The 22,984-nt window shown below is 76.0% G+C and carries 17 protein-coding genes; 11 read left to right on the top strand and 6 right to left on the bottom strand.

The window, feature by feature from the left end:
• The first annotated feature begins 15 nt into the window (after positions 1-15).
• Positions 16-1,212, top strand: coding sequence for a sensor histidine kinase (locus IE98_RS0103140; RefSeq protein ID WP_030263614.1), 1,197 nt, complete (start codon positions 16-18; stop codon positions 1,210-1,212).
• Positions 1,213-1,230: 18 nt separating this feature from the next.
• The gene (locus IE98_RS0103135; RefSeq protein WP_030263611.1) at positions 1,231-1,905 is read left to right on the top strand and encodes a response regulator; all 675 of its coding nucleotides are present in this window, start codon (positions 1,231-1,233) and stop codon (positions 1,903-1,905) included.
• A gap of 13 nt (positions 1,906-1,918) precedes the next feature.
• Here the strand turns inward: IE98_RS0103135 and IE98_RS0103130 are convergent, their stop codons facing one another.
• Positions 1,919-3,727, bottom strand: a complete 1,809-nt coding sequence (locus tag IE98_RS0103130) for a DUF2201 family putative metallopeptidase (RefSeq protein ID WP_030263607.1) — start codon at positions 3,725-3,727, stop codon at positions 1,919-1,921.
• Positions 3,724-4,788 carry an ATP-binding protein gene (locus IE98_RS0103125; protein WP_030263605.1) on the bottom strand — a complete coding sequence of 355 codons (1,065 nt, stop codon included), beginning with the start codon at positions 4,786-4,788 and terminating at the stop codon, positions 3,724-3,726. The genes IE98_RS0103130 and IE98_RS0103125 overlap by 4 nt, the downstream gene beginning before the upstream one ends.
• A gap of 210 nt (positions 4,789-4,998) precedes the next feature.
• On the opposite strand from IE98_RS0103125, the gene IE98_RS0103120 reads away from it, so the two are divergent.
• From IE98_RS0103120 to IE98_RS0103090, 7 genes are all read left to right on the top strand, one after another.
• Complete coding sequence (locus tag IE98_RS0103120; protein WP_030263603.1) at positions 4,999-10,107, top strand: AAA domain-containing protein; 5,109 nt, start codon at positions 4,999-5,001, stop codon at positions 10,105-10,107.
• Positions 10,108-10,323: 216 nt separating this feature from the next.
• Positions 10,324-11,739, top strand: coding sequence for a hypothetical protein (locus IE98_RS0103115; protein WP_052390055.1), 1,416 nt, complete (start codon positions 10,324-10,326; stop codon positions 11,737-11,739).
• Positions 11,736-12,245, top strand: coding sequence for a hypothetical protein (locus IE98_RS0103110; protein WP_234443384.1), 510 nt, complete (start codon positions 11,736-11,738; stop codon positions 12,243-12,245). The genes IE98_RS0103115 and IE98_RS0103110 overlap by 4 nt, the downstream gene beginning before the upstream one ends.
• Before the next feature lie 46 nt (positions 12,246-12,291).
• Positions 12,292-12,948: a vWA domain-containing protein gene (locus IE98_RS0103105; protein ID WP_030263596.1), complete on the top strand. Its 657-nt coding sequence runs from the start codon at positions 12,292-12,294 to the stop codon at positions 12,946-12,948.
• A 17-nt stretch (positions 12,949-12,965) separates the two neighbouring features.
• Positions 12,966-14,249, top strand: a complete 1,284-nt coding sequence (locus tag IE98_RS0103100) for a PP2C family serine/threonine-protein phosphatase (protein ID WP_052390054.1) — start codon at positions 12,966-12,968, stop codon at positions 14,247-14,249.
• Complete coding sequence (locus tag IE98_RS0103095) at positions 14,246-15,223, top strand: hypothetical protein (RefSeq protein WP_234443383.1); 978 nt, start codon at positions 14,246-14,248, stop codon at positions 15,221-15,223. Before IE98_RS0103100 ends, IE98_RS0103095 begins: the two co-directional genes overlap by 4 nt.
• A 76-nt stretch (positions 15,224-15,299) precedes the next feature.
• The gene (locus tag IE98_RS0103090) at positions 15,300-16,043 is read left to right on the top strand and encodes an SIR2 family NAD-dependent protein deacylase (RefSeq protein WP_030263578.1); all 744 of its coding nucleotides are present in this window, start codon (positions 15,300-15,302) and stop codon (positions 16,041-16,043) included.
• Positions 16,044-16,054: 11 nt separating this feature from the next.
• Here the strand turns inward: IE98_RS0103090 and IE98_RS0103085 are convergent, their stop codons facing one another.
• The gene (locus tag IE98_RS0103085) at positions 16,055-17,269 is read right to left on the bottom strand and encodes a hypothetical protein (protein ID WP_030263575.1); all 1,215 of its coding nucleotides are present in this window, start codon (positions 17,267-17,269) and stop codon (positions 16,055-16,057) included.
• A gap of 184 nt (positions 17,270-17,453) precedes the next feature.
• Between IE98_RS0103085 and IE98_RS0103080 the strand changes: the two genes are divergently transcribed.
• Both IE98_RS0103080 and IE98_RS0103075 read left to right on the top strand, forming a co-directional pair.
• Positions 17,454-18,665 carry a cytochrome P450 gene (locus IE98_RS0103080; protein WP_030263573.1) on the top strand — a complete coding sequence of 404 codons (1,212 nt, stop codon included), beginning with the start codon at positions 17,454-17,456 and terminating at the stop codon, positions 18,663-18,665.
• Positions 18,662-19,681 carry an ADP-ribosylglycohydrolase family protein gene (locus tag IE98_RS0103075; protein ID WP_030263570.1) on the top strand — a complete coding sequence of 340 codons (1,020 nt, stop codon included), beginning with the start codon at positions 18,662-18,664 and terminating at the stop codon, positions 19,679-19,681. The genes IE98_RS0103080 and IE98_RS0103075 overlap by 4 nt, the downstream gene beginning before the upstream one ends.
• A 7-nt stretch (positions 19,682-19,688) precedes the next feature.
• Here IE98_RS0103075 and IE98_RS0103070 read toward each other — a convergent pair whose 3' ends face one another.
• From IE98_RS0103070 to IE98_RS0103060, 3 genes are read right to left on the bottom strand one after another with little or no spacing between them, the layout of a single operon-like run.
• Positions 19,689-20,408, bottom strand: a complete 720-nt coding sequence (locus IE98_RS0103070; RefSeq protein WP_030263567.1) for a VWA domain-containing protein — start codon at positions 20,406-20,408, stop codon at positions 19,689-19,691.
• Positions 20,409-20,412: 4 nt separating this feature from the next.
• Positions 20,413-21,582 (bottom strand): ADP-ribosylglycohydrolase family protein, encoded by a 1,170-nt coding sequence (locus IE98_RS41935; protein WP_043173341.1) that lies wholly within the window; start codon positions 21,580-21,582, stop codon positions 20,413-20,415.
• Positions 21,583-21,611: 29 nt separating this feature from the next.
• Positions 21,612-22,922 carry a DUF2786 domain-containing protein gene (locus tag IE98_RS0103060; RefSeq protein ID WP_420706158.1) on the bottom strand — a complete coding sequence of 437 codons (1,311 nt, stop codon included), beginning with the start codon at positions 22,920-22,922 and terminating at the stop codon, positions 21,612-21,614.
• Positions 22,923-22,984: the final 62 nt, after the last annotated feature.

The following is a 22,984-nucleotide window of genomic DNA, read 5'->3' as shown; positions in this document are numbered from 1 at the left end:
GGGGGAGGTTCGGGGATGGGGGCGTGGACGGCGTACGTCCGGGCGGGGACGGCCGCCCTCGCCGACCGGTGGCGGTCGGGTCCCGGCCGGACCGCTCCGTACCCGGTGGACACCGGCCTCGCGCTGGCCGCAGCGGCGATCTCGGTCTGGGCGGTGTTCTGCGACGGCCGCGGATGGCCCTGGTGGGTGTACCTGCTGGTGGTCGCCGCGGCCGCGCCGCTGCCCTGGCGCCGCCGGGCGCCGTTCACCGTCTGGCTGGTCAGCGGAGTGTTCTCGCTGACCCAGTCGATCGTCGCGCACTCCGTCGCGCCGCAGATCCCGCTGCACCAGGTGCTGACCGTCTACACCGTCGCCGACCGCGGCCGGGACTGGCAGCGCTGGCTGATGCTGGCGATCCTGGTGCCGGCCAACATCCTGGGCACCCGCTCGCCGAACGGCATGCTGTTCAGCCTGCTGATGTCGGTGGGAAGCTTCATCCTCGGCTCGCTCACCCGCGAACTGCGCCGCCGGGCCCGGGTCGAGGCCGAACGGGCCCGGGCCGAGGCGGAACGCGCCCGGGAGGCCGCGCTCCGGGCCGCCGGAGAGGCCGGCCGGGCGGTGGCCGAGGAGCGGGGCCGGATCGCCCGCGAGATGCACGACATCCTCGCCCACGCCGTCTCCCTGATGGTCATCCAGGCCGAGGCCGGCCCGCTGGTCGTCCGCAGCGACCCCGACCGGGCGATCCGGACCTTCGACACCATCGCCGACTCCGGACGGGACGCGATGGTCCAGCTCCGCCGGGTGCTCGGCGTGCTGAAGGAGGACGGGGCCCGCCCCGAACTCGCCCCGCAGCCCGTCCTCGCCGAGCTGCCCGCGGTGGTCGACCGGGTCCGCGACGCGGGCATCACCGTCCGGGCCGAGATCGAGGAGCACGGGCCGGCCGACGTGCAGGCGGCGGCCTACCGGATCGTCCAGGAGGCGCTGACCAATGTGCTCAAGCACGCCGGTGCGCGGCGGGTGAGCGTGCGGGTGGGTGTGCGGGGCCCGGCGCTGGAGGTCGAGGTCGCCGACGACGGCCGGGGCGTGCCTCCCGCCCACGGTGACGCGCTGCCCGGCGGCCGGGGGCTGATCGGCATCCGCGAGCGGGCGGCCGCCTGCGGCGGCAGCGCCGAGGCGGGGCCGCGGCCCGGTGGCGGCTTCCTGGTGAACGCCCGTCTCCCCCTCGACATCTGACCCAAGGAGTGACACGCAGTGGTGATCCGTGTGGTCGTCGCGGACGACCAGGAGCTCGTCCGGGCCGGCTTCGGCATGATCCTGGACGCACAGCCGGACATCGAGGTGGTCGCCGAGGCCGCGGACGGCGCCCAGGCGGTCGAGGCCGTGCGCGAGCACCGGCCCGACGTGCTGCTGCTGGACGTCCGCATGCCGGTCATGGACGGACTGGAGGCGGCCCGCCGGGTCTGCGCCGACCACCCCGGCACCAGGGTCGTCATGCTGACCACCTTCGACATCGACGACTACGTCTTCGACGCGCTCTACGCCGGGGCCAGCGGCTTCCTCCTCAAGGACGTCCGCCGGGACGACCTCACCCACGGCGTCCGTGCGGTCGCCTCCGGCGAGGCGCTGCTCGCGCCGTCCGTCACCCGGCGGCTGATCGGCGAGTTCACCGCCCGCAGGGCGGGCCCGTCCGCCCCGGTGCGGCCGCCGTCCCGGCTGCTGCAGCAGCTGACCGGCCGGGAGGCGGAGACGTTGCGGCTGCTCGCCCGCGGACTCTCCAACGCGGAGATCGCCGCCGAACTCACCGTCAGCGACCACACCGTGAAGACCCACGTCTCCAACCTGCTCGCCAAGCTGCAGCTGCGCGACCGCGTGCACGCCGTCGTCTTCGCCTACGAGTCGGGCACGGTGGTCGCGGGAGAGGCCTGACGGCCGCGGCCGGCTAGTGCATGCGGAAGACCGGGCCGCGGGGGGTGAAGGGGAGGGTGGCGCCGCGGGGGACGAGGTAGGCGTGCTCGCGGCGGATCCGCAGCACGTCGCACTCGGCGTCGGTGATCACCAGCAGCGGGGCGCCGGGCGGGAAGTCGTCGGCGCGTTCCAGTAGGTCGATGCCGGGCTGCAGGACGGTGCCGCCGCGGCCCCGGACGCGGACCCGGCCGGCGATCTCCTCCGGCGGGAGGAAGCCGGCGTCGTGCGGGGCGGCGTCGCAGAACACCACCCGGGCGGCGGCCACGTCCCGGGCGGCCGCGTAGGAGGCGATCGCGCCGAGGGCCTTGCCGAGCAGCGGCCGGCTCATCGAGCCGGAGGTGTCGAGCACGACCCCGAAGGTGCACCGGGCGACCTCCTCCTCGGGCCGCCACCGCCCCGCCCGCGGGATGTCCGGGGTGGCCGACTGCCGGCGCGAGGGCCGGGCGTAGCTGCGCACGGTCTCCGGGGACGGCACGAACTCGTCGAACCAGCGGGCGAGCCGCGCGTCCCAGGGCAGCGGCGGGTGGGCGAGGGCGCGGATCTCCTCGACCAGGCCGGCGGGGAGGGTGCCGCGCTGCCGGGTGTGGAGTTCGAAGCCCTGCTGCAGGCCGCGCCGGTAGAACCCGTCCAGGTCGACGTAGTCGTGCGGGCGGCCGAGCGGCTCGCCGAGCACGTCGGGCCGGCCCTTCCCGGCGAGGGTGGCGAGGCGGCGGATCCGCCGCTGGTCGCGGACGATCCGGTCGTACACCTCCTCGGCGGAGAGGCCCTTCAGCTGCGGGTCGTGCAGCAGGCCCTCCGGCATGTCGCCGACGCCCATCTCGACCAGCCAGCCGTTCACCACGAAGTCGCAGGCGACGTTGAAGAGGTACGGGTCGCGGGCGCCCGTCCGGTCGCCGTGCCGCAGGGCGGCGTGCAGCATCTCGTGGCCGAGGACGAACCGCCACTCCTCGTCGGTCAGGTGCAGCAGCGGGTTGACGTAGACCTCGCCGGCCGCGGCGTTCACCGCGGCGACGGAGATCCCGTGCGCCCGGGCGAGTTCGACGTCGGCGACGACGGTCATGCCGGCCGCGATGCCGCCGAGCAGCGGGTAGGAGGAGACGAACCAGTTCAGCGCCCGGATCCAGGGGCGCTGCGGTTCCCGGGCGTCGGTGAGGCCGGCCCGGCGGCCGCCGGCGACGTCCATCGCGGCGGAGACCGTCCGGGTGAGGGCGGCGGCGAACGCGGCCGTCCAGTCCGTCGGGTCCCGGTGTCCCTGCCAGGGCACCAGCAGTTGGTCGGCGAGGCCCGGGCCGCAGGCGCTCGGGACGTCCGGCACCCCGTCGCGGCGCCAGCGCTCGGCGAGTTCGTCCTCGTCGCCGGCGGGCAGCGACCGCGGCGGGTCGAACGGGCAGCGGCCGACCTGGAAGGTCGCCTGGAAGCGGTGGACGGCGGCGCAGCGGGCGGCCCGCAGCGCGTCGTCGGCCGGTGTGCGCCGGCCGTTCTCGGCGGGCACGTGGCCGAAGCCGAGGTGCAGCAGGCAGTGCGTCAGCACCCAGGCCCACTCGGCGGGTTCGGCGCGTCGCCGGACGTCGGCGTGCACGGTGCCGTTGGAGTCGACGACCGCCCAGCCGCCGGGCGGGACGGTCCCGCAGTCGGGGTCGGTGCAGATCCGGGCATCGATCGCGTCCAGGGCGTGGTTGGCCACCACCAGCGCGAGTCCGGCCCGGAAGGCCTCGGTGGCCGGGTCGGGACGCTCCTCGGCGTCACGGCCGCCGGCCCGGCGCTTCGCGGCGGACCTGCTCACCGCCGGGCCTCGACCAGCCGCGGCATGTCCCGGGCGGCCTCGACCAGGAACCAGGACGGCAGCACCGGGTTGCCGTCCTCGCCGTCCGCGATGACGGTCTGGGCGACCTCGACGGAGATCTCGGCGAGCTGGACGAGCAGCGACTTCGCCCGGTACGCGGTGCGCCGCAGCTGCTCGGAGGCGTGCTCCTTGCGGGCCGGGAGCTCCTTGACCAGCCGCCCGCGGAAGGCGTCGGCGAGGTAGTAGAGGAGGTCGCGGTCCTCCGGCCGGCCCGGCCAGCGCGCGTCGCCCTTGAGGATGGCGTCCAGCCCGTACGCATTGCGGACGATCTTGGCGTAGCCGCAGAAGGCCACCGCGTGCTGCGGGGTGAGCAGGCCGTGCGCGACCACCTGCAGCGCCGCCTCGTCCAGGGCCGGGCCGAAGGAGTGCAGCGCGTCGGAGAGCATGTGCCAGGAGCGCGGCGTGGAGAAGGGCTCCTCGGTCTTCGGCGGCGCCGACCACAGGTGGTCCGGCCGGTCGGTGAGGTGGTCCAGCACCCACGGGTGGATGCTCGCCCCGGCCGCCCAGGCCAGCCAGTCGGTCGCGCTGGCCCGCAGGTGCACGTGGACCAGCCGGTTGACGAGCGCGGAGGCCATCGGCCGGGCCAGCGCGCCGTCGGTCGCCCGGTTGCCCGCGCCGATCACGATCGAGCCCGGCGGCAGTTCGTAGGAGCCGATCCGGCGGTCCAGGATCAGCGAGTAGAAGGCCTTCTGCACGTCCGGCGAGGCCGCGTTGAGCTCGTCGAGGAACAGGCAGTACGGCTCGTCGCGGGCGATCGACTCCGGCGGGCAGAACCGGGACCGGCCCTCCGCGGTCAGCTGCGGCACGCCGACGAGGTCCTCCGGCGCCAGCTGGGTGCCGATCAGGCTCACGCACTCCAGCCCCAGCGAATCGGCGAACTCCCGCACCAGCGAGGACTTCCCGATGCCGGGCGCACCCCACAGGAAGACCGGGCGGACGGTCGCCAGACCCAGCAGCAACTCGGGCACCTGGGACGGCGAGACGGTGACGGCACCCTGCACAGGACTCCTCACGACGGGTGGCGGGGGTTGCGTGCCAGTGTGCGCACCGGCCGCGGTGCGGCGCACCGGATTTTCCGCGGCGCTCCCGCCATCCGGTGCAACCCGGCGGATATCGACCTGGTCTCAGGATCCCCGTCCGATCACGCACGGCGCAGGACGTCCCTAGCCTCGACGGAGACACCCCGTCTTCTTCCTGTCGAGTGAGGCACGTTGTCCAGCTCACCGCCGAGCACCCCCGACACCGACGCGCCGAAGGTCCAGCAGATCTTCCGCTACCTGGCGGAGGCGGGGGAGAGCCGGGTCAGACCCGTCCGCACCCTCGACCACGCCCGGCAGGTGCTCTGGCTGTCCGACCTGCCGTACGAGGCACCGGAACTGCAGTGCTTCCTCGCCTCGCCGACGGCCTCCGCCGACCGCGGCTGGCTCACCGTCGAACGCCCCGTCCACCGCGAGATGCCCCCGCCCGGACCCGGCCTCACCGCCCTGCTGGACACCGCCGATCCCGCGGTGCACGAACCCGAGGACCCGCCGCGGCTGCGGCCGCCGGCCGACGGCGACCCGGCGGACCCGCCCCGGGAACCGCTGGAGGCCGAGTACCGCAGCTGGCTCGCCGAGTGGACCGCCTGGGCCGAGTGGCGCCGGCGGACCCGGCCGCTGCGGAACCTCTACGAGGCGCTCTACCGGATGCACGAGGACGCGACGGCACTCGGCGAGAGCTACGAACTGGTGCTCTGCTTCGGCTACCTCACCTGGTCGGTCGAGGGGGAGCCGATCCGCCGGCACCTCCTCGCCGCCCGCGCAGGCCTCGAACTCGACCCCGGCACCGGAACGCTGACGCTCCGCCCGGACCCGGACGCGCCCGGCCCGGAGCTGGAGGAGGGCATGCTCGATGCCGGCCAGAAGGTCCGCGGCGACACCCGGGAGGCGATCCGGCAGCACCTGGAGGAGGCCGGCGCGCTCACCGGCCCCGACGACCTCGACCGGCTGCACCGCGCCCTGGAGGTCTGGGCGATCGCCGCCCACCCCGACGGCCGCTACCTGCGGCAGGAGGCCCAGCACCGGCCGGTGTCGCTGAGCGAGCCCCGGGTCAGCTTCGCGCCCGCCGTGGTGCTCCGCGAACGCAGCCGCCGCACCGGCATCGAAGCCCTGCACGGCATCGCCCGGGCCATCGCCGGCGGCGCCGAACCCACCGACCTGCTGCGCTTCGTCGCCGGCGGCGAGACGGACGGGGACACCGGGCCCGAGACCGCCGGCACCCCCGCGGGCCGCCTCGACGGGGGCGACCCCGAGACCTACTTCGCGCTGGCCTCGAACGAGGAGCAGCGGACGATCGCCGAGCGGCTGCGGACCAGCCGACTGGTGGTCGTCCAGGGCCCGCCCGGCACCGGCAAGACCCACACCATCGCCAACCTGGTCACCGACCTGCTGGCACACGGCCAACGCGTCCTCATCACCAGCCACACCGCACGCGCGCTCAAGGTGCTGAAGGACAAACTGCCGCCGAGCATCCGGGAGTTGTGCGTCAGCCGGACCGACGACGGCCTGGTGGCCCAACAGGAGCTGCGCGGCTCCGTCCAGGCGATCCTGGAACGCCAGGGCCGCTACGAGCGGAGCGACTACGAGCGCCGCATCGCCGACAACGAGCACCGGCTGCGCCGGGCCCGCATCGCCCAGGCCACCGCGCTCACCGAACTGCGGGCCGTCCGCGAACGGGAGACCTACCGCCACCCCGAGGAGATCGGCGACTACCGGGGCACCCTCCAGGAGATCGCCCGCCGCCTCGCCGAGGAGCAGGCCCGCCTCGGCTGGCTCGGCCCCGTCCCCGAGCCCCAGCCGCAACTGACGGGAGAGCAGGTCCGGGCGTTGCGGACGGCCGCCGGCCGGTTCGGCCCGGCCGAACGGGCCGCGGTGGCGGACGTCCGTGCGCTGCCCGCAGCGGACGAACTGCCCGGCGCCGCCGCCTTCGAGCAGGCGGTGCTGGCCGTGCGGAGCGCCGAGGAGGGGCTGGCGGCCCTGCACGGCAACGACCTGGCCGCCCGGCTGGACACCGCAGTGTCCCGGCTGCCCGCCGCGGCCCAGCACACGGCCGCCGCCGCCCTGGAGGCGTTCACCGCCGCCCGGACCGGCATCGAGGCGACCCTGCCGCCCTGGGCCGGACCGCTGCTCCAGGAGGCGGTCACCGGACAGGTCTGGCAGCTGCGCGGACGCCACGCGGCCACCGCGCAGGCACTCGCCGGGGTGCGCACCGCCACCGCGGCCCTCGGCGGCAGCCGGGTCGACGGCCTGGACGGCTACGACGTCGCCACCGCCCACGGCCTCGTCACCGCGCTGCGGGACGGCCTCGCCGCGGGCGAGAAGCTGCGCGGCGCGCTCGGCATCCGGACCAGGCTGCGCAAGGCGGTCGGCGACTTCCCCGAGAAGGCCCGGGTCGACGGCGCCGCCGCGGACACCCCCGAGGCGGTCGCCCGGCTCGCCGCCCGGATCGAGGTCGAACGCCACCTGCAGGACGTCGAGCGGGAGTGGGGCCGGGCCGCACCGCCCTGGCAGGCCCTCGCCCGGCGCACCGCCGGCCTGGAGGCCGAGGCCGCGGCCCTGGACGCTCTGATGGCCCTCGCCGCCCGGCGCAGCGACCTGGTCGCCGCACTCGCGGCCGTCCCCGAACTGACCGTCCAGCCGTGGCAGCACGCCGACACCTGCGCGGCCCTGCGCGACCTGCTGCGGGCCCGCGCCACCCTGCGGGCCGCGGAGGAACCCCGGATCCGGCTGGCCGCGGCCGAATCCGCCCTCGTCGCCTGGGCCGACCGGCCCGACACCGCGGCCGCGCCGGTCACCGCGCTGCTGGCGGCCCTCCGTACCGGGCAGGTCGCCCGGTACGGCGCACTGCTGACGGAACTCGCCGCACTGCGCGAGGCGCTCGCCCTCGATCACGCCTTCGCCGCCGCCCGGACCCCGGTCGAGCGGGTGCTGCCCGCACTGGCCGCCCGGCTGGCCGAGGAGCCGGACGACCCGCGCTGGGAGACCCGGCTCGCCGCCTTCGAAGAGGCCTGGGCGTGGTCCGCCTGGTCCGCGCGGATGCGGGACCTCACCGACCCGGGCGCCGAGCAGAAGCAGCGGGCCCTGCTGGCGGAGGCCGACGGCGACATCCGGATCGCCCTGGAGAGACTGGCCGCGGACCGCTCCTGGTACGGCTGCCTGGAACGGCTGACCGACGCCGAGGCGGTCGCCCTGGCCTCCTACCAGCAGAGCGTCGCCCGCTTCGGCAAGGGCACCGGCAAGTACGCGCACCGCTACCGCCGGCAGGCGGTCGAGAGCCTGCGGGAGTGCCAGGCCGCCGTGCCGGCCTGGATCATGCCGCTGTACCAGGTCACCGCCACCGTCCCGATGGACCGGCCGGGCCGCTTCGACGTGGTCATCATCGACGAGGCCAGCCAGTCGGGCCCGGAGGCCATGCTGCTCGCCTGGCTCGGCCGGAAGATCATCGTCGTCGGCGACGACAAGCAGGTCAGCCCCGCCAACGTCGGACTCGACCAGGACCGGCTCTTCCAACTGCAGAACCGCCTGCTGGACGGCCTCCCGGCGGTGCGCCGCAACCTGTTCAGCCCGATGGCCAGCTTCTTCGACATCGCCACCGGACTCGCCGGCGGCCGCGGCCGGCTCATGCTCCAGGAACACTTCCGCTGCATGCCGGAGATCATCGGCTTCTCCAACGAGCTCTCGTACCACGGCCGGCTGCAGCCGCTCCGGCAGTACGGCGCCGACCGCCTGCCGCCCGTCCGGACGGTGTACGTCCCCGGCGCCACCCTCCTCGGGACGGGCCAGAAGCAGCGGAACCCCGAGGAGGCCGAGCGGCTGGTGGCCGAGGTCGTCCGCTGCTGCGCCGACCCCGCCTACCAGGGGCGCAGCATGGGCGTCATCACCATGCTCGGCAGCGGCCAGCAGCACCTCATCGAGGACCTGCTCACCGAACGGCTGCCGTTGGAGGAGCGCCAGCAGCGCCGGATCCGGGTCGGCGACGCGGAGGACTTCCAGGGCGACGAGCGCGACGTGGTGTTCATCGGGCTGGTGGTCAGCCTGGCCGGCGAGGACGGCCCGCGCCGCCCGGGGCCGTTCTCCAGCGAGGCGATGCAGCAGCGGCTGAACGTCGCCGCCTCCCGCGCCCGCGACCAGGTGTGGCTGTTCCACAGCGTGGCCGCCACCGACCTCGGCGCGAACGACCTGCGCCGCCGCTACCTGGAGTACTGCACCCGGCCGGTCGAGGAACAGGACGGCACGGGACCGGACGACGTCCTGCCCGACGTCCGGCACGAGGCCTTCGACAGCCTCTTCGAGCAGCGGGTCTACCTCGCGCTGCGGGGCCGCCGCTACCGCGTCCGCCCGCAGTACCCGGTCGGCCGCTACCGGATCGACCTGGTGGTGGAGGGCGGCACCCGCCGGCTCGCGGTGGAGTGCGACGGCGACGCGTTCCACAACGAGGAGAACGCGGACGCCGACGCCGCCCGGCAGCGCGAACTCGAACGCGTGGGCTGGACGTTCGTCCGGATCCGGGGCAGCCGCTTCTTCCTCGACCCGGAGCGGGCGCTGCTCCCGCTGTGGGAGGAGCTCGACCGGCTCGGCATCACCCCGGGCCCGGACGCCGCGGCGCAGACGCCCGCCGACGCCGTCCCCGACACCGACCCCGCCGCTGCGGCGTCCGCTTCGGCCGTTCCCGCGGTGCGGGCTGCCGCGGTCCGGGCTCCCGCGCCGGAGCCCGCCACGAGGCCTGCGGCGCCTGCGGCGCTGCCCACGGCGGTGCCCGTCGCACCGACCGTCGCACCGCCCGTGCCGGTGCCCGCTCCGCGGCGGGGCGAGGCCGGCGGGCGGCCGTCCTTCCCCGTCACCGCGGTCTCGGTCAACTCCTACCGCCGGGCGCAGCGCGAGCTGAACTTCCTGCAGGACCGGCTCGGTGCGCCGGACGACGCCGGGCCCGCGGTGGACGCGGCCGCGCTCGCCGCCCGCCGGGCCGGCCGGGAGCAGGCCCGGCGGCGGGACGAGGCCCGGCGGGACTTCCTGAGGGCCTACCTGGACGAGGTCACGCCCGACCCGCGGCTGTCCGGGGTCGGCCTGGTCGTGCCCGGCTCCCTGGTCGGCGTCGAGCACGAGGGCAGCCCGGAGACCGTCCTCTACACCGTCTCGGCGATGCCGAGTGCGGAGGCGCAGCAGGTGTCGCCGGGGACGGACCTCGCCCGGATGCTGCTCTGGAGCGAGGTGGGCGAGCACTTCGCGTACACCCTCGGGCGCGACGGGCAGGAGCAGGCGGTGGTGCGGTTCATCGAGGATTGACCGGGCCGTGTCAGGCTGCATATCGAACTGCATTGCAATTGCCCGGAGTTGGGCGTGCCGCCGGAGCGGCTGCGCTACGCTCGCGGCGCGAGGTGGGGGCGCCGAATCGACGAGCGGTCCAGTGCGTGTCTCCCTGCCGCCATGACTCCTGCCGCAGCCGGCCCGGGCGATGCCCCGGGCTGCGCGCACGACGGCAGCAGCGAGAGGAACCGTGCCATGGCCCCGCGTGGGCTCCTTGATCACGTCGCGATCGCGGCCGAACTGCGCGTGCTCGCCGGACAGCCGCAACTGGCGGGCCGAAGGGCCGAGTTGGACGAACTGGCGGCGGCGCTCGACGGCCGCGGCGATCCCGGGCCGTGGGCCGAACTGGACCTGCTGCACACCTTCGTCCGGCCGGAGAGCGTGCTGCCCGACGGCCGCCCGGAGGCCAGGTTCTGGTCACTGGTCGAGGTCGGCATCGGTGCGCTGGTGTTCGTGCCGCTGCTGGTGACCTGGTTCGGCCTGATGCGCGCCACCAGCGCGTACCAGGCGCTGATCGGCAGCGACCCGCGGCAGGCCGGCCGGCCCTTCCTCCAGCTGTGGCAGACCGGCTTCGACGGGCGGCTCGGCTCCTGGGCCACCTTCGGGCACGTCGCGGCCGGCGCCAGCGCGGTCATCGGCCTGCTGCTGGTGCTCTCGGTGGTGCACGGCCTCAAGCGCAGCGGCGCCGAACGCCGCGAGGCCGAGTCCGCCCGCGCGGCGGACGCTGTCCTCGGCGGCCTCACCCCGCTGCTGACCCGCGCCCAGGTCGCCCTCCACGAGTACCGGCGGGCCTCGCCGCAGCGCTTCGCCGCCGAACTCACCGGTGCCGCACAGACCCTGGAACGCCTCGGCGAGCAGGCGGTGCGGGCCCAGCGGGAGCTCGGCAGCGCGACGGAGACCGCACGGGACGCCGTCGCGGCCGCCCGGGAACAGCTCGCCGACGTCGGCGCGGCGGTGTCCCCGCTGCAGGCCGCGGTCGGCGGGGTGGAGCGGGCGGCCGGCCGGGTCGAGCAGGCGGTGGCCGCGGGGGCGGAGCGGGTGGCGGAGACCGTCCGCGACGGCGCGGCCGCCACCGACGGGCAGGTCGACCGCAGCGGCCGGCGGATGGCCGAGGCGGCCGACGCCGTCCGCGACTCCGCCGATGCCGTCGGCGCCGAACTGGCCGACGCGGGCAGCCGGGTCGAGGAGGCCGTCCGCGACCTGGTGGCGGCGCAGCGGGGCTTCGCCACGGGCGCCGAGATCGCCGCCGACGTGAGCGGCCGGGTGCTGGAACGCCTCGACGACCTCACCCGCCGCGTCGCCGACCTGGGCGAACAGGTCGCCCGGGCGTCCTCGGCGGCCCTCGCGGCCGCCCGGCACGCCGACGACACCGCCCGCCGTGCGGAAGACGCCGCCCGACAGGCGGACGACAGCGCCAGACAGGCGGACGACACCACCCGCCGGGCGGCCGAGCGGCTCCGGGAGCAGGCGTCCGCCGCAGCCTCAGCCGCGGCCCCGCCGTCCGCCGAGCCCTCCGCCGGTGGCGCCAGGGAGCACCCCGCCGCCCCCGCCGGGGCCAGCACCTCCCTGCTCGACGCGGAACCGCTGACGCTCCGCAAGGGCGCGCGGTGACCCGCCGGCCCCGTCCCGCGCGGGTCCGCGCCGGCCTGGGCATGGCGGGCTGGCTGTTCGCCGACATGCTCCTGGTCCTGGCCCTGGTGGCGATGGGCGACCAGGGCGATCCGGTCGCCGCCGAGCGGGCCGTCCACCCGTCCCTCCCGGCGAGCCCGCACCCCGGTGCGAGCACGGGCGGCCCGGCGAGCCCGTCCCCGACCGGCAACGGACCGCGCGGGGTCGAGCACGACCCGGTGACCGTCCGGGTGTCCGGCGACGAGGCGGCGGCCACCGAGCAGATCCGGGCGGCCACCGAGGCGTACCGCGGCCGGCAGGCCGCCGTCGTGCTCACCTTCGGCAGCAACCGCGACCCCGGGCTCGGCCAGGCGTACGCGCACACCGTCAACGGACTGCTGCCGCAGGCGCGTCCGGAGATGTTCGCGGCGACCACCACCAGGGACTTCATCTCGCTGGAGGACAACCCCCGGCACGCGTCCCTGGAGATCTACTTCTACACCCGGTGAGCCCTCCGGCTCCCGCTCCCTCCCTCGACCCTGGAGACACAGCGCAGTGCAGATCCTGCCCTTCTACCTGGTGTGCGACGAGTCCGGCTCGATGGCCGGCAGCATCGACGTGCTGAACGAGGCGCTCGTCGCGCTGCACCACGAGATCAGCACCAACCCGACGATCTCCGACAAGACCCGCTTCGCGCTGATCGGCTTCTCCGACGACGCCTCCGAGCTGCAGCAGCTGGTCGACCTCGGGGACGTCAGCGACCTGCCGAAGCTGGCGGCGGGCGGATTCACCTCGTTCGGCAGCGCCTTCCGGACGCTCCGGTCGGCGATCGAGCGGGACGTCCCCGCGCTCAAGGCCGAGGGCCACGACGTGTACCGCCCGGTGGTGTTCTTCCTCTCCGACGGCGTCCCCACCGACGGCGACTGGGAGACCGCCCACGAGGCACTGCTCGCCTCCGCGTACCGGCCGCACGTCATCGCGTTCGGCATCGGCACGGCGGACCGGGGCGTGATCGGCCACGTCGCCACCTTCAAGGCCTTCATGCAGCAGGACGACAGCGTGAAGCCCGCCGAGGCGCTCAAGGAGTTCGCCGGCAGCCTCACCCGCTCGATCGTCCGCTCCGCGAGCGGTGCCCGGGCGGGCGAGGCCATGAGCCTGCAGGTCGACGACCACGTGCCCGGCTTCACCAGCGTCTCCCTCGACAAGCTGTGAACGGGGACGGGCAGCCGATGAACGAGGAGCACGCCGGCCCGGCCGACTCCGTCCACCTGGCCGAGCACGGCGCCGTCCCCGCGGGGGAGTGGCACTTCGTGCAGCCGCGCGCGGTGCAGTGGACCGATTCGCCGGAGCAGCCCGCGACGGGCGCACCGTCCTGGCAGCAGCAGCAGCAGCAACAGCAGCAGCAACAGCAGGGCCGGCAGTACGCGGACTACGGGACCTACGCGGACTACACGGCCGGGTACCCGGCCGAATCCCCGGTGCCGTTCTGGGAGCCGACCGGGGCCCCGGCGGCGCCCGAGGCCGGGTTCCCGCCGCCGGTGTCCGGCCGGCGGCAGTCCGCGGCGGTGGAGGAGACCGTGCCCATCGCCGTCCTGCCGCCGGAGGCGGACCTCCCCGCACGGCGGCCCGCGCCCGGCCCCGCCGCGCACACCGGTGCCCGGCCGCCCGCCTACCTGGCGGAGCCGGGCGAACTGACCGAGGTGGGCTCGGACCTGTTCGCCGCGATGGTCCCGGACACCGTCGTCGACGGCGGCACCGTCGGCGCCGCCGTCGTCCGGGCGGCCTCCGTCCGCGGGGACGCCCACCGCTACGCGAAGGAGTGCCGGCAGGACTCGGTGCTGCTCGTCCGGGTGGGCGGGCTCGCCGTGCTGGCGGTCGCCGACGGCGTCGGATCGGCCCGGTACTCGCACCGCGGTTCGGCCGGCGCGTGCCGGCTGCTCGTCAGCTGCCTGATCACCCAGGCCGAACGGCTGACCGCGGCGCTGCTCGCCGGCGACCGCCACGCCTTCACCAGCTGCGCCGGCGTCGTCATGGGCCGGGTGGCCGCACGGCTGCAGGAGGAGGCCGACAAGCAGGACCACGCCCCGGCCGACTACGCCACCACGCTCCGGGCGCTGCTGGTGCCCACCGACCCGCAGCACCCCGTCCGCGGCTACCTCGGCGTCGGCGACGGCGGACTGTTCCGGCTGCGCGGCGGCCAGTGGGCCCCGCTGGAGCGGTCCGCCGACGAGAGCGCCGTGTTCGACACCGGCACCGACGCGCTTCCGGTGAACTTCGGGGCCCCGGCCGCCGAGCTGATCACCGACGGACTGCCGGGCGACCTGCTGGTGATGTGCACCGACGGCCTCTCCAACCCGCTCGTCAAGGAGCCGGGCGTGGCGGACTTCCTGGCCCGGCAGTGGGGCGCCGGCCAGGCGCCCGGACTCGCCGACTTCCTCTGGCAGACCCAGATCAGGGCCCGCAGCTACGACGACGACCGCACCGTGGTCTGCCTCTGGGAGGGCACCCGGTGAGCGGAGCACTGGCCGCCGCCGTCGCCGACGGCCACGACGTCGACCTGGCCGACCTCCCGCTCGACGGGATCGTCGGCTCCGGCGGCCAGGGCCGGATCCACCGGCTCGGCGGCGGCTCCGACCTGCTGTACAAGGAGTACCTCGAACCGGCCCGGGTGCAGGCGGCCGCCCTGGCCGAGCTGGTGCGACTGCGCCACGGGCTCGACGGGACGGACCGCGGGACACTGGACGCCCGCTCGGCCTGGCCGCTCGCCCGCGTACTGACGGGCGGCCGGTGCACCGGATTCCTGATGCGCACCGCCCCGGACAGCATGCGCTGGCGGACGGGGGCGGGCAGCCGCAAGCTGATCGAGCTGCAGTACCTGCTGCACGCCGAGCGGCCCGCGACCGCCGGCGTGGTGCGACCGACGCCGGGCCAGCGGCTGGTCCTCCTCCGGGCGGTCGTGGACCTGCTCGCCGGCCTCCACCGGCACGGCCTGGTCGTCGGGGACCTCTCGCAGGCCAACGTCCTGTGGACGGTGGTGCCCGAACCCGCGGTCTTCCTGATCGACTGCGACGGCATCCGGCGGGCCGGCGCCCGGCCGGTGCTGGAACAGGCCGAGACCCCGGACTGGGGCGACCCGCTCTCCCCGTTCGGCAGCGACGCCACGGTGGACAGCGACCGCTACAAGGCGGCGCTGGTGGTCGGCCGGGTCCTGGCGCAGCAGGCCTACCTCGCCCCGGGGAGCCCGCTGGTGCCGCTGCCCGGCGTGCTGGACGACCGGCAGGACACCGCCGTGCGGCGGCTCTGGGGCGAGGCCGCCGGGCCGTACGGCACCCGGCCCGACCTGCGCGCCTGGGCGGCGGCGCTGGGCGATCGGGACGTCATCCCGGTGCCCCGGCTGCGTCCGCCGCCACCGCGGCCCGTCGACCCCTCGCTGTTCGGCAACCGGCGCGCGCCCCGCGACACCGTCCGCCTCCCGCCCACGAACTGACGCACCCGCACGGCACGGCCGGGCCCGACCGCTAATCGGTGGCGGCCGAGCCCGGCCGCCGCGTACCGTCCCGGCCATGAACGCCAAGCGGCCCCTGATCGCCGTCCTCACCGGCGCGGGCATCTCCACCGACTCCGGCATCCCCGACTACCGCGGCCCGAACGGCCTGTGGCAGCGGGACCCGAAGGCGCAGGAGCTGGTCACCATCGGCCCGTACCTCGCGGACCCGGACGTCCGCCGGCGTTCCTGGCAGCTGCGGCGGGAGGTCGGCGCCGTCGCCGCCGAACCCAACGCCGGCCACCTCGCCCTCGTCGAACTGGAGCGCTCCGGGCTGCCGATGCGTGTCCTCACGCAGAACGTCGACGGCCTGCACCGGCGCTCGGGACTGCCCGAGCGCAAGGTGCTCGAACTCCACGGCACCGCGGAGCGGGTGCAGTGCGTCCGCTGCCGGGTGCGCACCCCGATGGCCGAGGCGCTCGCCCGGGTCGAGGCCGGCGAGCCCGACCCCGCCTGCCTCGCCTGCGGCGGGGTGCTCAAGCCGTGCACCGTGATGTTCGGCGAGACCCTCGACGAGCAGGTGCTCGCCGACGCCGCGGCGATCGCCAAGGCCTGCGACCTGTTCCTGGCCGTCGGCACCCTGCTGCAGGTCCACCCGGCGGCCGGGCTCGCCCGGATCGCGGTCGAGCACGGCGCCGAGCTGATCGTCGTCAACGCCGACCCGACCCCCTACGACGACGAGGCCGCCGAAGTGATCCGCGAACCCATCTCGCAGGCCCTCCCGCAGCTCGTCCGCCGGATCGTCGCCGACAGCCGGGCCTGACCGGCGGCCCGTCAGAGCCAGGCGACCAGCACGGGCGCACCCCGGTCCGTCCCCGGCAGCACCGTGCGGCCGGTCTCCGGGCGGACCGGCGCCCGGGTCGGCAGCGCGGCGACCGCGACGGGACGGGCACCCGGAGCGAGGTCCAGCCGGTACAGCACCGTCTCCTCGTACCGGCCGCCCAGGTAGGCGAGGGACCGCCCGTCGGGCGAGAGGACGGCCCCGGTCGGCCGGGAACCGCCGGCGGGCAGCAGCTGCTCCGCCCGCTCGACGGCGGTGAAGTCCGCGCTGAGGACCACCTGCTGGAGGTTGTCCTCGGTGGCGCAGAGCAGGGTGCGCCCGTCCAGCCAGAGCCGCGGGGTGCACCACGGCACCTGCTCGGAACCGGGCAGGGCGGCCCCGCGGTCGCCCCCGCCGATCCGCACGGGCTCGACGTACCGGGCCCCGTACGGGGAGGCGGGCGCGTCCCGCCGCCAGAGCACCGCACCGCCGTCGGCGAACCCGGCGGCGACCGCACCGCCCGGTGCGACGACGACCTCGTCCGCCTTGGTCTCCAACGGCCGGGCGGGCCAGAGCCGGTCGCCGTCCAGCGCGAAGTCGGGCCCGGGCACGGCGCCCCGGTCGGCCGGCCGGGCGGCGCCCGCCGCCAGGTCGTGCGAGGCGGCCCGGCCGTCGGCCGTCGCGTACCAGAGCGCGGAGCCGCCGGCGCCGAAGAACGCCCCGCGCCCGTCCGGCACGGTGCCCGGCTCGGCGGACGTGGTCCGGCCGTCCAGCACGGCGAACGCGGCCGCCGCCCGCCCCGAACCGCCCGGCCCCGGCACCGTCCCCGCCAGCAGGGTGAAGTCCGCGTTGAACAGCTGCCGGTCCGCTGCGGCCGCGGTGTAGCGCTGCGGCCGACACAGACCCGGCGCGGTCGCACCGTCGGGCAGCACGGCGGCCCGCTCGTCGGCCACCCTGCCGTCGGCCGCACCCACGGCCTGCACGGTCACCAGGTCCGCCTTGGCATCGGCCGCGGTCGGCGACGCGACGCCCCACCGGTCGCACCACGCGACCACCAGCCGCCCCGGCGCGGCGATCGAACCGCCGATGCCCGGCGCCACCGGCGCCGGCGCACTGCTCGCGGCGGCGGACGGCGCCGCCCCATCGTCCGCGCGGCAGCCCGGAACGGCCGCCAGCAGGACGGCGACCGGCAGGACGGCAAGCCCCCGGCGCCGGAATCGACGGTGCATCAAATCCCCTCCGCCACGCTCCGGGCCGTCCGAGGACCCCCACCCGCGCGTGATCGTTCCGTGTGCGGCGGCACGCTACCAGCCCCGCCCCGGCGGCCGGCCCGCACACCCCGCAGCGCCGCCCCGGCCCCGGCCCGACGGCGCCCGTAGCATGGGCCGTCCCCGAGGAAGAGGGAGACGGACGATGGCAAGCGGTGGCTTCGACCCCTGGTCGGCGGAATTCGTCGCGCATCCCTACGACGCGTACGCCGAACTCCGCGCCGAGGCACCGGTCAGCCGGTACGAACCCAGCGACCAGTGGCTGGTCGCCCGGTACGCCGACGTCTCCGCCCTGCTGCGCGACCGCCGGCTCGGCCGCACCTACACCCACCGCTACACCCACGCCGAGTTCGGCCGGCCCGAGCCCGACCCCGCGCACGAGCCCTTCCACACCCTCAACGACAACGGCCTGCTCGACCTGGAGGCCCCCGACCACACCCGCATCCGCCGCCTGGTCGCCAAGGCCTTCACCCCGCGCCGGGTCGAGTCGCTGCGCCCCACCGTCGCCCGGCTCGCCGACGGGCTCGTCACCGGCCTGCTCGCCGACGGCGGCGGCGACCTGATCGCGAAGGTCGCCGAGCCGCTGCCGGTCGCCGTCATCGCCGAGATGCTCGGCGTCCCGGAGGGCGACCGGCACCTGCTGCGGCCGTGGTCCGCCGACATCACCGGCATGTTCGAGCTCAACCCGGACGAGGGGACCGCGCGGCGAGCCGTCCGCGCCAGCACCGAGTTCTCCGACTACCTGCGCGACCTGATCCGCCGGCGCCGCACCGCCCCCGGCGACGACCTGATCAGCGCCCTCGCCCTGGTCGCCGACGAGGGGGAGGTGCTCAGCGAGCAGGAGGTCGTCTCCACCTGCGTGCTGCTGCTCAACGCCGGGCACGAGGCCACCGTCAACACCACCGGCAACGGCTGGTGGGCGCTCTTCCGCAACCCCGGCGAACTCGCCCGGCTCCGTGCCTCGGTGGACGAACTGCTGCCCACCGCCGTCGAGGAACTGATGCGCTGGGACACCCCGCTGCAGATGTTCGAACGCTGGGTGCTGGAGGACATCGAGGTCGGCGGGGTGTGGATCCCGCGCGGCTCCGAGGTCGCCCTGCTCTTCGGCTCCGCCAACCGCGACCCCGAGCGCTTCGCCGACCCCGACCGGCTCGACCTCGGCCGCACCGACAACCCGCACATCACCTTCGGCGCCGGAATCCATTTCTGTCTCGGCGCCCCGCTCGCCAGACTGGAGCTCAACGAGTCCTTCGGCGCACTGCTCCGCCGGGCACCCGGCCTGCGCCTCGTCCGCGAGCCCGCCTGGCGGCCCGGCTACGTGATCCGCGGACTCGAAGAACTGCTGGTCGAGGTCTGACACCACTGGAGGGGGCCGTGGGAGCGGCGACGGGGGCACTGCTGGGGCTGGCGATCGGCGACGCCATGGGACACCCCACCGAGTTCGACACCATGGCGGGCATCACCGCCGGCTGCCCCGACTGGCGCCGGCTCCCGCTGCCCGACCCGGCCCGGGTCACCGACGACACCCAGATGACCCTCGCCCTCGGCCGCGCCCTGCGCACCGCCCTGGAGCGCGGACCGCTCACCCCGCTGCGCCTGGAGCGGCCGCTGCGCGAGGAGTTCGTCGACTGGTGGCGCTCCCCGGAGAACACCCGCGCGCCCGGCCGCACCTGCATGCGCTCCTGCTGGCGGCTCAGCCAGGACGGCCGCCGCTGGCAGGAGGCGAGCGACGTCGGCTCCAAGGGCTGCGGCGCCAACATGAGGGTCGCCCCGCTCGGCCTCGTCCGCGAGCTGACGCCGGCCCAGCTCTCCGGCGCCGCCCAGCTGCAGTCCGGCCTCACCCACGGCCACCCCACCGCGCTCGCCGCCAGCGTGCTCACCGCGCACACCGTGCGGCTGCTCGCCGACGGCACCGCCCCCGCCGACCTCCCGGGACTGCTGCGCGCGTACGCCACCGGGCAGCGCGGCCGCTACGACGCGTTCTGGCTCGGCGACCTCGTCGCCCACTCCCAGGACCCGTCGGCGGAGGCCTTCGCCACCCGCGGCTGGGACGAGTGCCTGTTCGTCCTCGACCGGCTGGACGCCGCGCTCGCCCGGCCCTCCCTCGACACCGACCCGTGCGATATCACCGGCGCGGGCTGGATCGCCGAGGAGGCCTTCGCCACCGGCCTGCTGTGCTTCCTGCTGCTGCCCGACGAACCGGTCGCCGCCGTCCGCCGGGCCGCCTTCTCCTCCGGCGACTCCGACTCCATCGCCTGCCTCACCGGCGCCTTCGCCGGCGCCCGGCACGGCAGCGCCGCCTGGCCCGCCGAGTGGGCCGAGCGCATCGAGTACCGCGATGAACTCCTCGCGCTCGGCGCGCTCTGGGACTGACGCCCGCTCAGCCGGCCGTGATCCCCGCGGCCCGGGCCGCCGCCAGCCACTCCGGGAAGCCGTCCAGCAACCGGTCGTAGAGCTCGGCGTCGGAGACGGCGCCGGGATCACGGCCGGCCGGGAAGAAGCCCGCGTTGTCGACCGGCCGCGCCGCGGGCACCGGGAGCTCGTCCAGCCGGTGCAGGAAGGCGAACTCCCGGTCGGCCGGGTCGCCGAAGCCCACGAACTGCCAGTACATCGGCAGTTCGGCGGCCAGGCAGAGCAGCTCCCGGGCAGCGCCGCGGGAGGTCGGGCCGCCGTCCGTCTGGAACACCACCAGGGCCGGCGCGTCCGCCCCGGACAGCTGGTGGTGCCGGATCACCGCCTTCATCGCCAGGTGGTAGTTGGTGCGGCCCATGTGCCCGAGCCCGTCGTGCAGGGCGTCGATCCGGCCGCGGTGGTCGTCGAGCGTGAGCTCGGCGACCCCGTCCACCTCGGTGGAGAAGAACACCACCGGCACCCGCCCGTCGTCGTCCAGGTGCGCGGAGAGCGCCAGCACCTGCTCGGCGAAGCGCTGCACGGCACCGGACCGGTAGAACGGCCGCATCGACCCGGACCGGTCCAGCACCAGGTACACCGCGGCCCGCGCCCCGCGCAGCCCGGACTTCTCCAGGCTGACCCGCGCCGACGCGTAGTGGCCGACCAGCCCCGGCGCGGCCGCCGCCACCTTCTCCAGGCTCAGGCCCACCGGCTCAGTCCCTGGTCCGGAAGCGCTGCCGGCCCGCCGGCGGCGCCGGAGGAGCAGCAGCCGGGGGAGTGACAGCCGGGGGAGCAACAGGAGCGGAGAAGGCGGGAGCGGCCGGAGCCGGGGGAGCGGCCGGCGCCTCCTCCGGCGGCAGCAGCGGGTACCGGTCCGCCAGCCCCGCCCGGTCGCCGTCCGCGAAGGCCGCCACCAGGTCGTCCGCGACCTGCAGCACCACGTCCAGGCCCTCCACCTCGGCCGTCCAGTCCGCCGGCAGCCCGGCCGTCCCGTACACCGCGCCGACCAGGTTGCCGCAGACCGCACCGGTGGAGTCGCTGTCCCCGGAGTGGTTCGCCGCCAGCACCAGCGCCTCCCGGGCGTCCGCCCCCGCCAGTGCCGCGTACACCGCGATCGCCAGGCACTCCTCGGCGATCCAGCCGAGCCCGACCTGCTCCACCCGCTCCGGGCACGCCGGGCCGAGTCCGGCCACCCGCACCGCGCGCCGCAGCGCGGCCACCGTCTCCTCGCCGCCCGGGTACACCGCGGTCTGCTCGACCACCTCCTCGACCGCCCGCCGCAGCTCCGTCCCGTGCACCAGCCGCTCGACCAGCGCCGCGAAGGCCCCCGCGGCCAGGTACCCCGTCGGGTGTCCGTGCGTCAGCTGCGCGCAGTCCGCCGCCAGTTCGAAGGCCCGCCGGACACCCAGCCCGGCCAGCCCGAACGGCGCCGAGCGCATCACCGTGCCGCAGCCCTTCGACTGCGCGTTCACCTCGCCGTGCAGCCCGTACGCCACCGGCGGCAGGTAGCCGTACCCGGCGATCCCGCTGGTGCAGGCCGTCCCCGGCGCCCGCGAGGCGTACAGGAACTCCTGGGCGAGCAGCCAGCCGTCCGGGCGGCGCTCCGGACGGGGCAGCCGCTGGGTCAGCATCCAGCGCCGGTAAGCCCGGTGGACGTCCTCGCGGGTGCCGCCGCGCAGCAGGCCCTCGGCGGTGAACAGCGTCATCTGGGTGTCGTCGGTCACCTCGCCGTGCCGGCCGCCCGCCGCCGGCGAACGCAGCCCGTCCGGGCCGAAACGGTCCCGGATGTCGTCCAGCCGCTGGAACTCCACCGGCCAGCCCAGCGCGTCGCCGAGCGCCCCGCCCACCAGCGAGCCGCGCACCCGGTCCCGGTACTCCACCATCGTCTCCCCCTCCGCGGCCGCTCCGGCCGTCAGTCCTCGATCGCCCCGGCGCGCCCGTGCAGTGCCGCCCGGTCCGCGGCGGCCCGGCCGGCCGCCCACCCCTCGCCGTCGCTGACCCGCACCCGCTGCGAGACCAGCTTCGGGAACATCCGCCCCACCGTGTCGTCCACCGCCTGCTCGCGCGCCGCCAGCACCGGCAGCAGCCGCTCGTCCGGCGCCAGCTGCTCCGAGGTGCCGTCCTCGCGCAGGTGCCGGCCGGCCGCCGCGTCCGCGGTCGCCCGCTCGGTCGCCTCGGTGAGCCGCTCCCGGATCCGCGCAGCATAGGAGATCAGGAAGGACTGCCGGAACGCCTTCGTCCGCGGCGCGCCGTCCTGGTGCCGGCGGCTGCCCGCCCGGTGCATCGCCGCGGTGCCCTGCACCAGCAGCGAGGTGTACAGCAGCTCCACCGCGTCCAGGTCCGCGTCGAACCCGATCACCGTGCAGAAGCCGAACTCCTTCGCCCACACCACCCGGCACCGGTTCGCCGCCGCCACCGCGTCCAGCAGCATCGCCTTCGGACTCTCGTACGGCTGGTCGACCCCGATCCGCAGCGCCGCCGGCGCGTTGCCCGCCGGGCCGCCCGCCGACAGCAGCGCCTCGTCGATCGAGTGCTGCGCCATCAGCTGCTGCGCCTTGGCGGTCAGCGCCTCCGCCTCCTCGGGGAACTCCGTCGACTCGGCCTTCGCCAGCAGCGCCCGGATCCGCCCGAGCATCCGCGGCTCGCCCGCCGCCGGCCGCACCGCCGCCGGGTCGAAGGCCCGACCGCCGCCGTGCTGCCCGGGCACCGGCCCGACCGGCGCGATCGGCGGCAGCAGCGACCAGGCCCGCAGCAGCTCCAGCGCGGCCGTCGCCAGCGCGAACCGGTCCAGCCGGTGCCGGCCGGCGAACTCCGGCAGGTACGCCTCGTCCGACCCCCACCACACCTCGGCCGGCAGCTCGCGCAGCTGCTCCTGCCAGCGCCGGTCCAGCGCGGCCGCCGGGTGCCGCCGGCCCTCCGCCGCGATCAGGTCGACCGCCAGCGCCAAGTGCACCGGCCCCAGCTCGCGCCGCACCACCCGCACCAGGTCGGCGGGCCGCCACCCGGCCGTCCAGCACCGGCCGACCGCGCGCTCGGCGAACGCCAGCAGCGCCCGCCCCACCTCCGGCCACTGCTCCGCGGAGGCGGCCAGCAGCGAGGCGCCGCCGTCCAGCGCGTGCTCCAGGGTCTCCGGCGGCGCCGCCACGACCTGCTGCACCGCCGAGGCCAGCAGCCCCTCGACGGCGGAGTCCTGCCCGGCCCTGCCGCTGCGCCTGCCCACGATGCCTCTTCCGTCCGCGTCCGCCGTTCCGGCCACGACCGGCCGGCCCCGTCCATGATGCAGGA

The organism is Streptomyces sp. NRRL B-24484 (assembly GCF_000717715.1).
Taxonomy (GTDB): Bacteria; Actinomycetota; Actinomycetes; order Streptomycetales; family Streptomycetaceae; genus Kitasatospora.
The sequence above is the reverse complement of the archived record's forward strand: the minus strand, read 5'-3'. Positions and strand labels throughout refer to the sequence as shown.

Coding starts and splice junctions, on each gene's coding strand:
- IE98_RS0103115 (WP_052390055.1), top strand. CDS start 10,324: ATGGCCCCGCGTGGGCTCCTTGATCACGTCGCGATCGCGGCCGAACTG.
- IE98_RS0103100 (WP_052390054.1), top strand. CDS start 12,966: ATGAACGAGGAGCACGCCGGCCCGGCCGACTCCGTCCACCTGGCCGAG.
- IE98_RS41935 (WP_043173341.1), bottom strand. CDS start 21,582: ATGGTGGAGTACCGGGACCGGGTGCGCGGCTCGCTGGTGGGCGGGGCG.
- IE98_RS0103080 (WP_030263573.1), top strand. CDS start 17,454: ATGGCAAGCGGTGGCTTCGACCCCTGGTCGGCGGAATTCGTCGCGCAT.
- IE98_RS0103085 (WP_030263575.1), bottom strand. CDS start 17,269: ATGCACCGTCGATTCCGGCGCCGGGGGCTTGCCGTCCTGCCGGTCGCC.
- IE98_RS0103090 (WP_030263578.1), top strand. CDS start 15,300: ATGAACGCCAAGCGGCCCCTGATCGCCGTCCTCACCGGCGCGGGCATC.
- IE98_RS0103140 (WP_030263614.1), top strand. CDS start 16: ATGGGGGCGTGGACGGCGTACGTCCGGGCGGGGACGGCCGCCCTCGCC.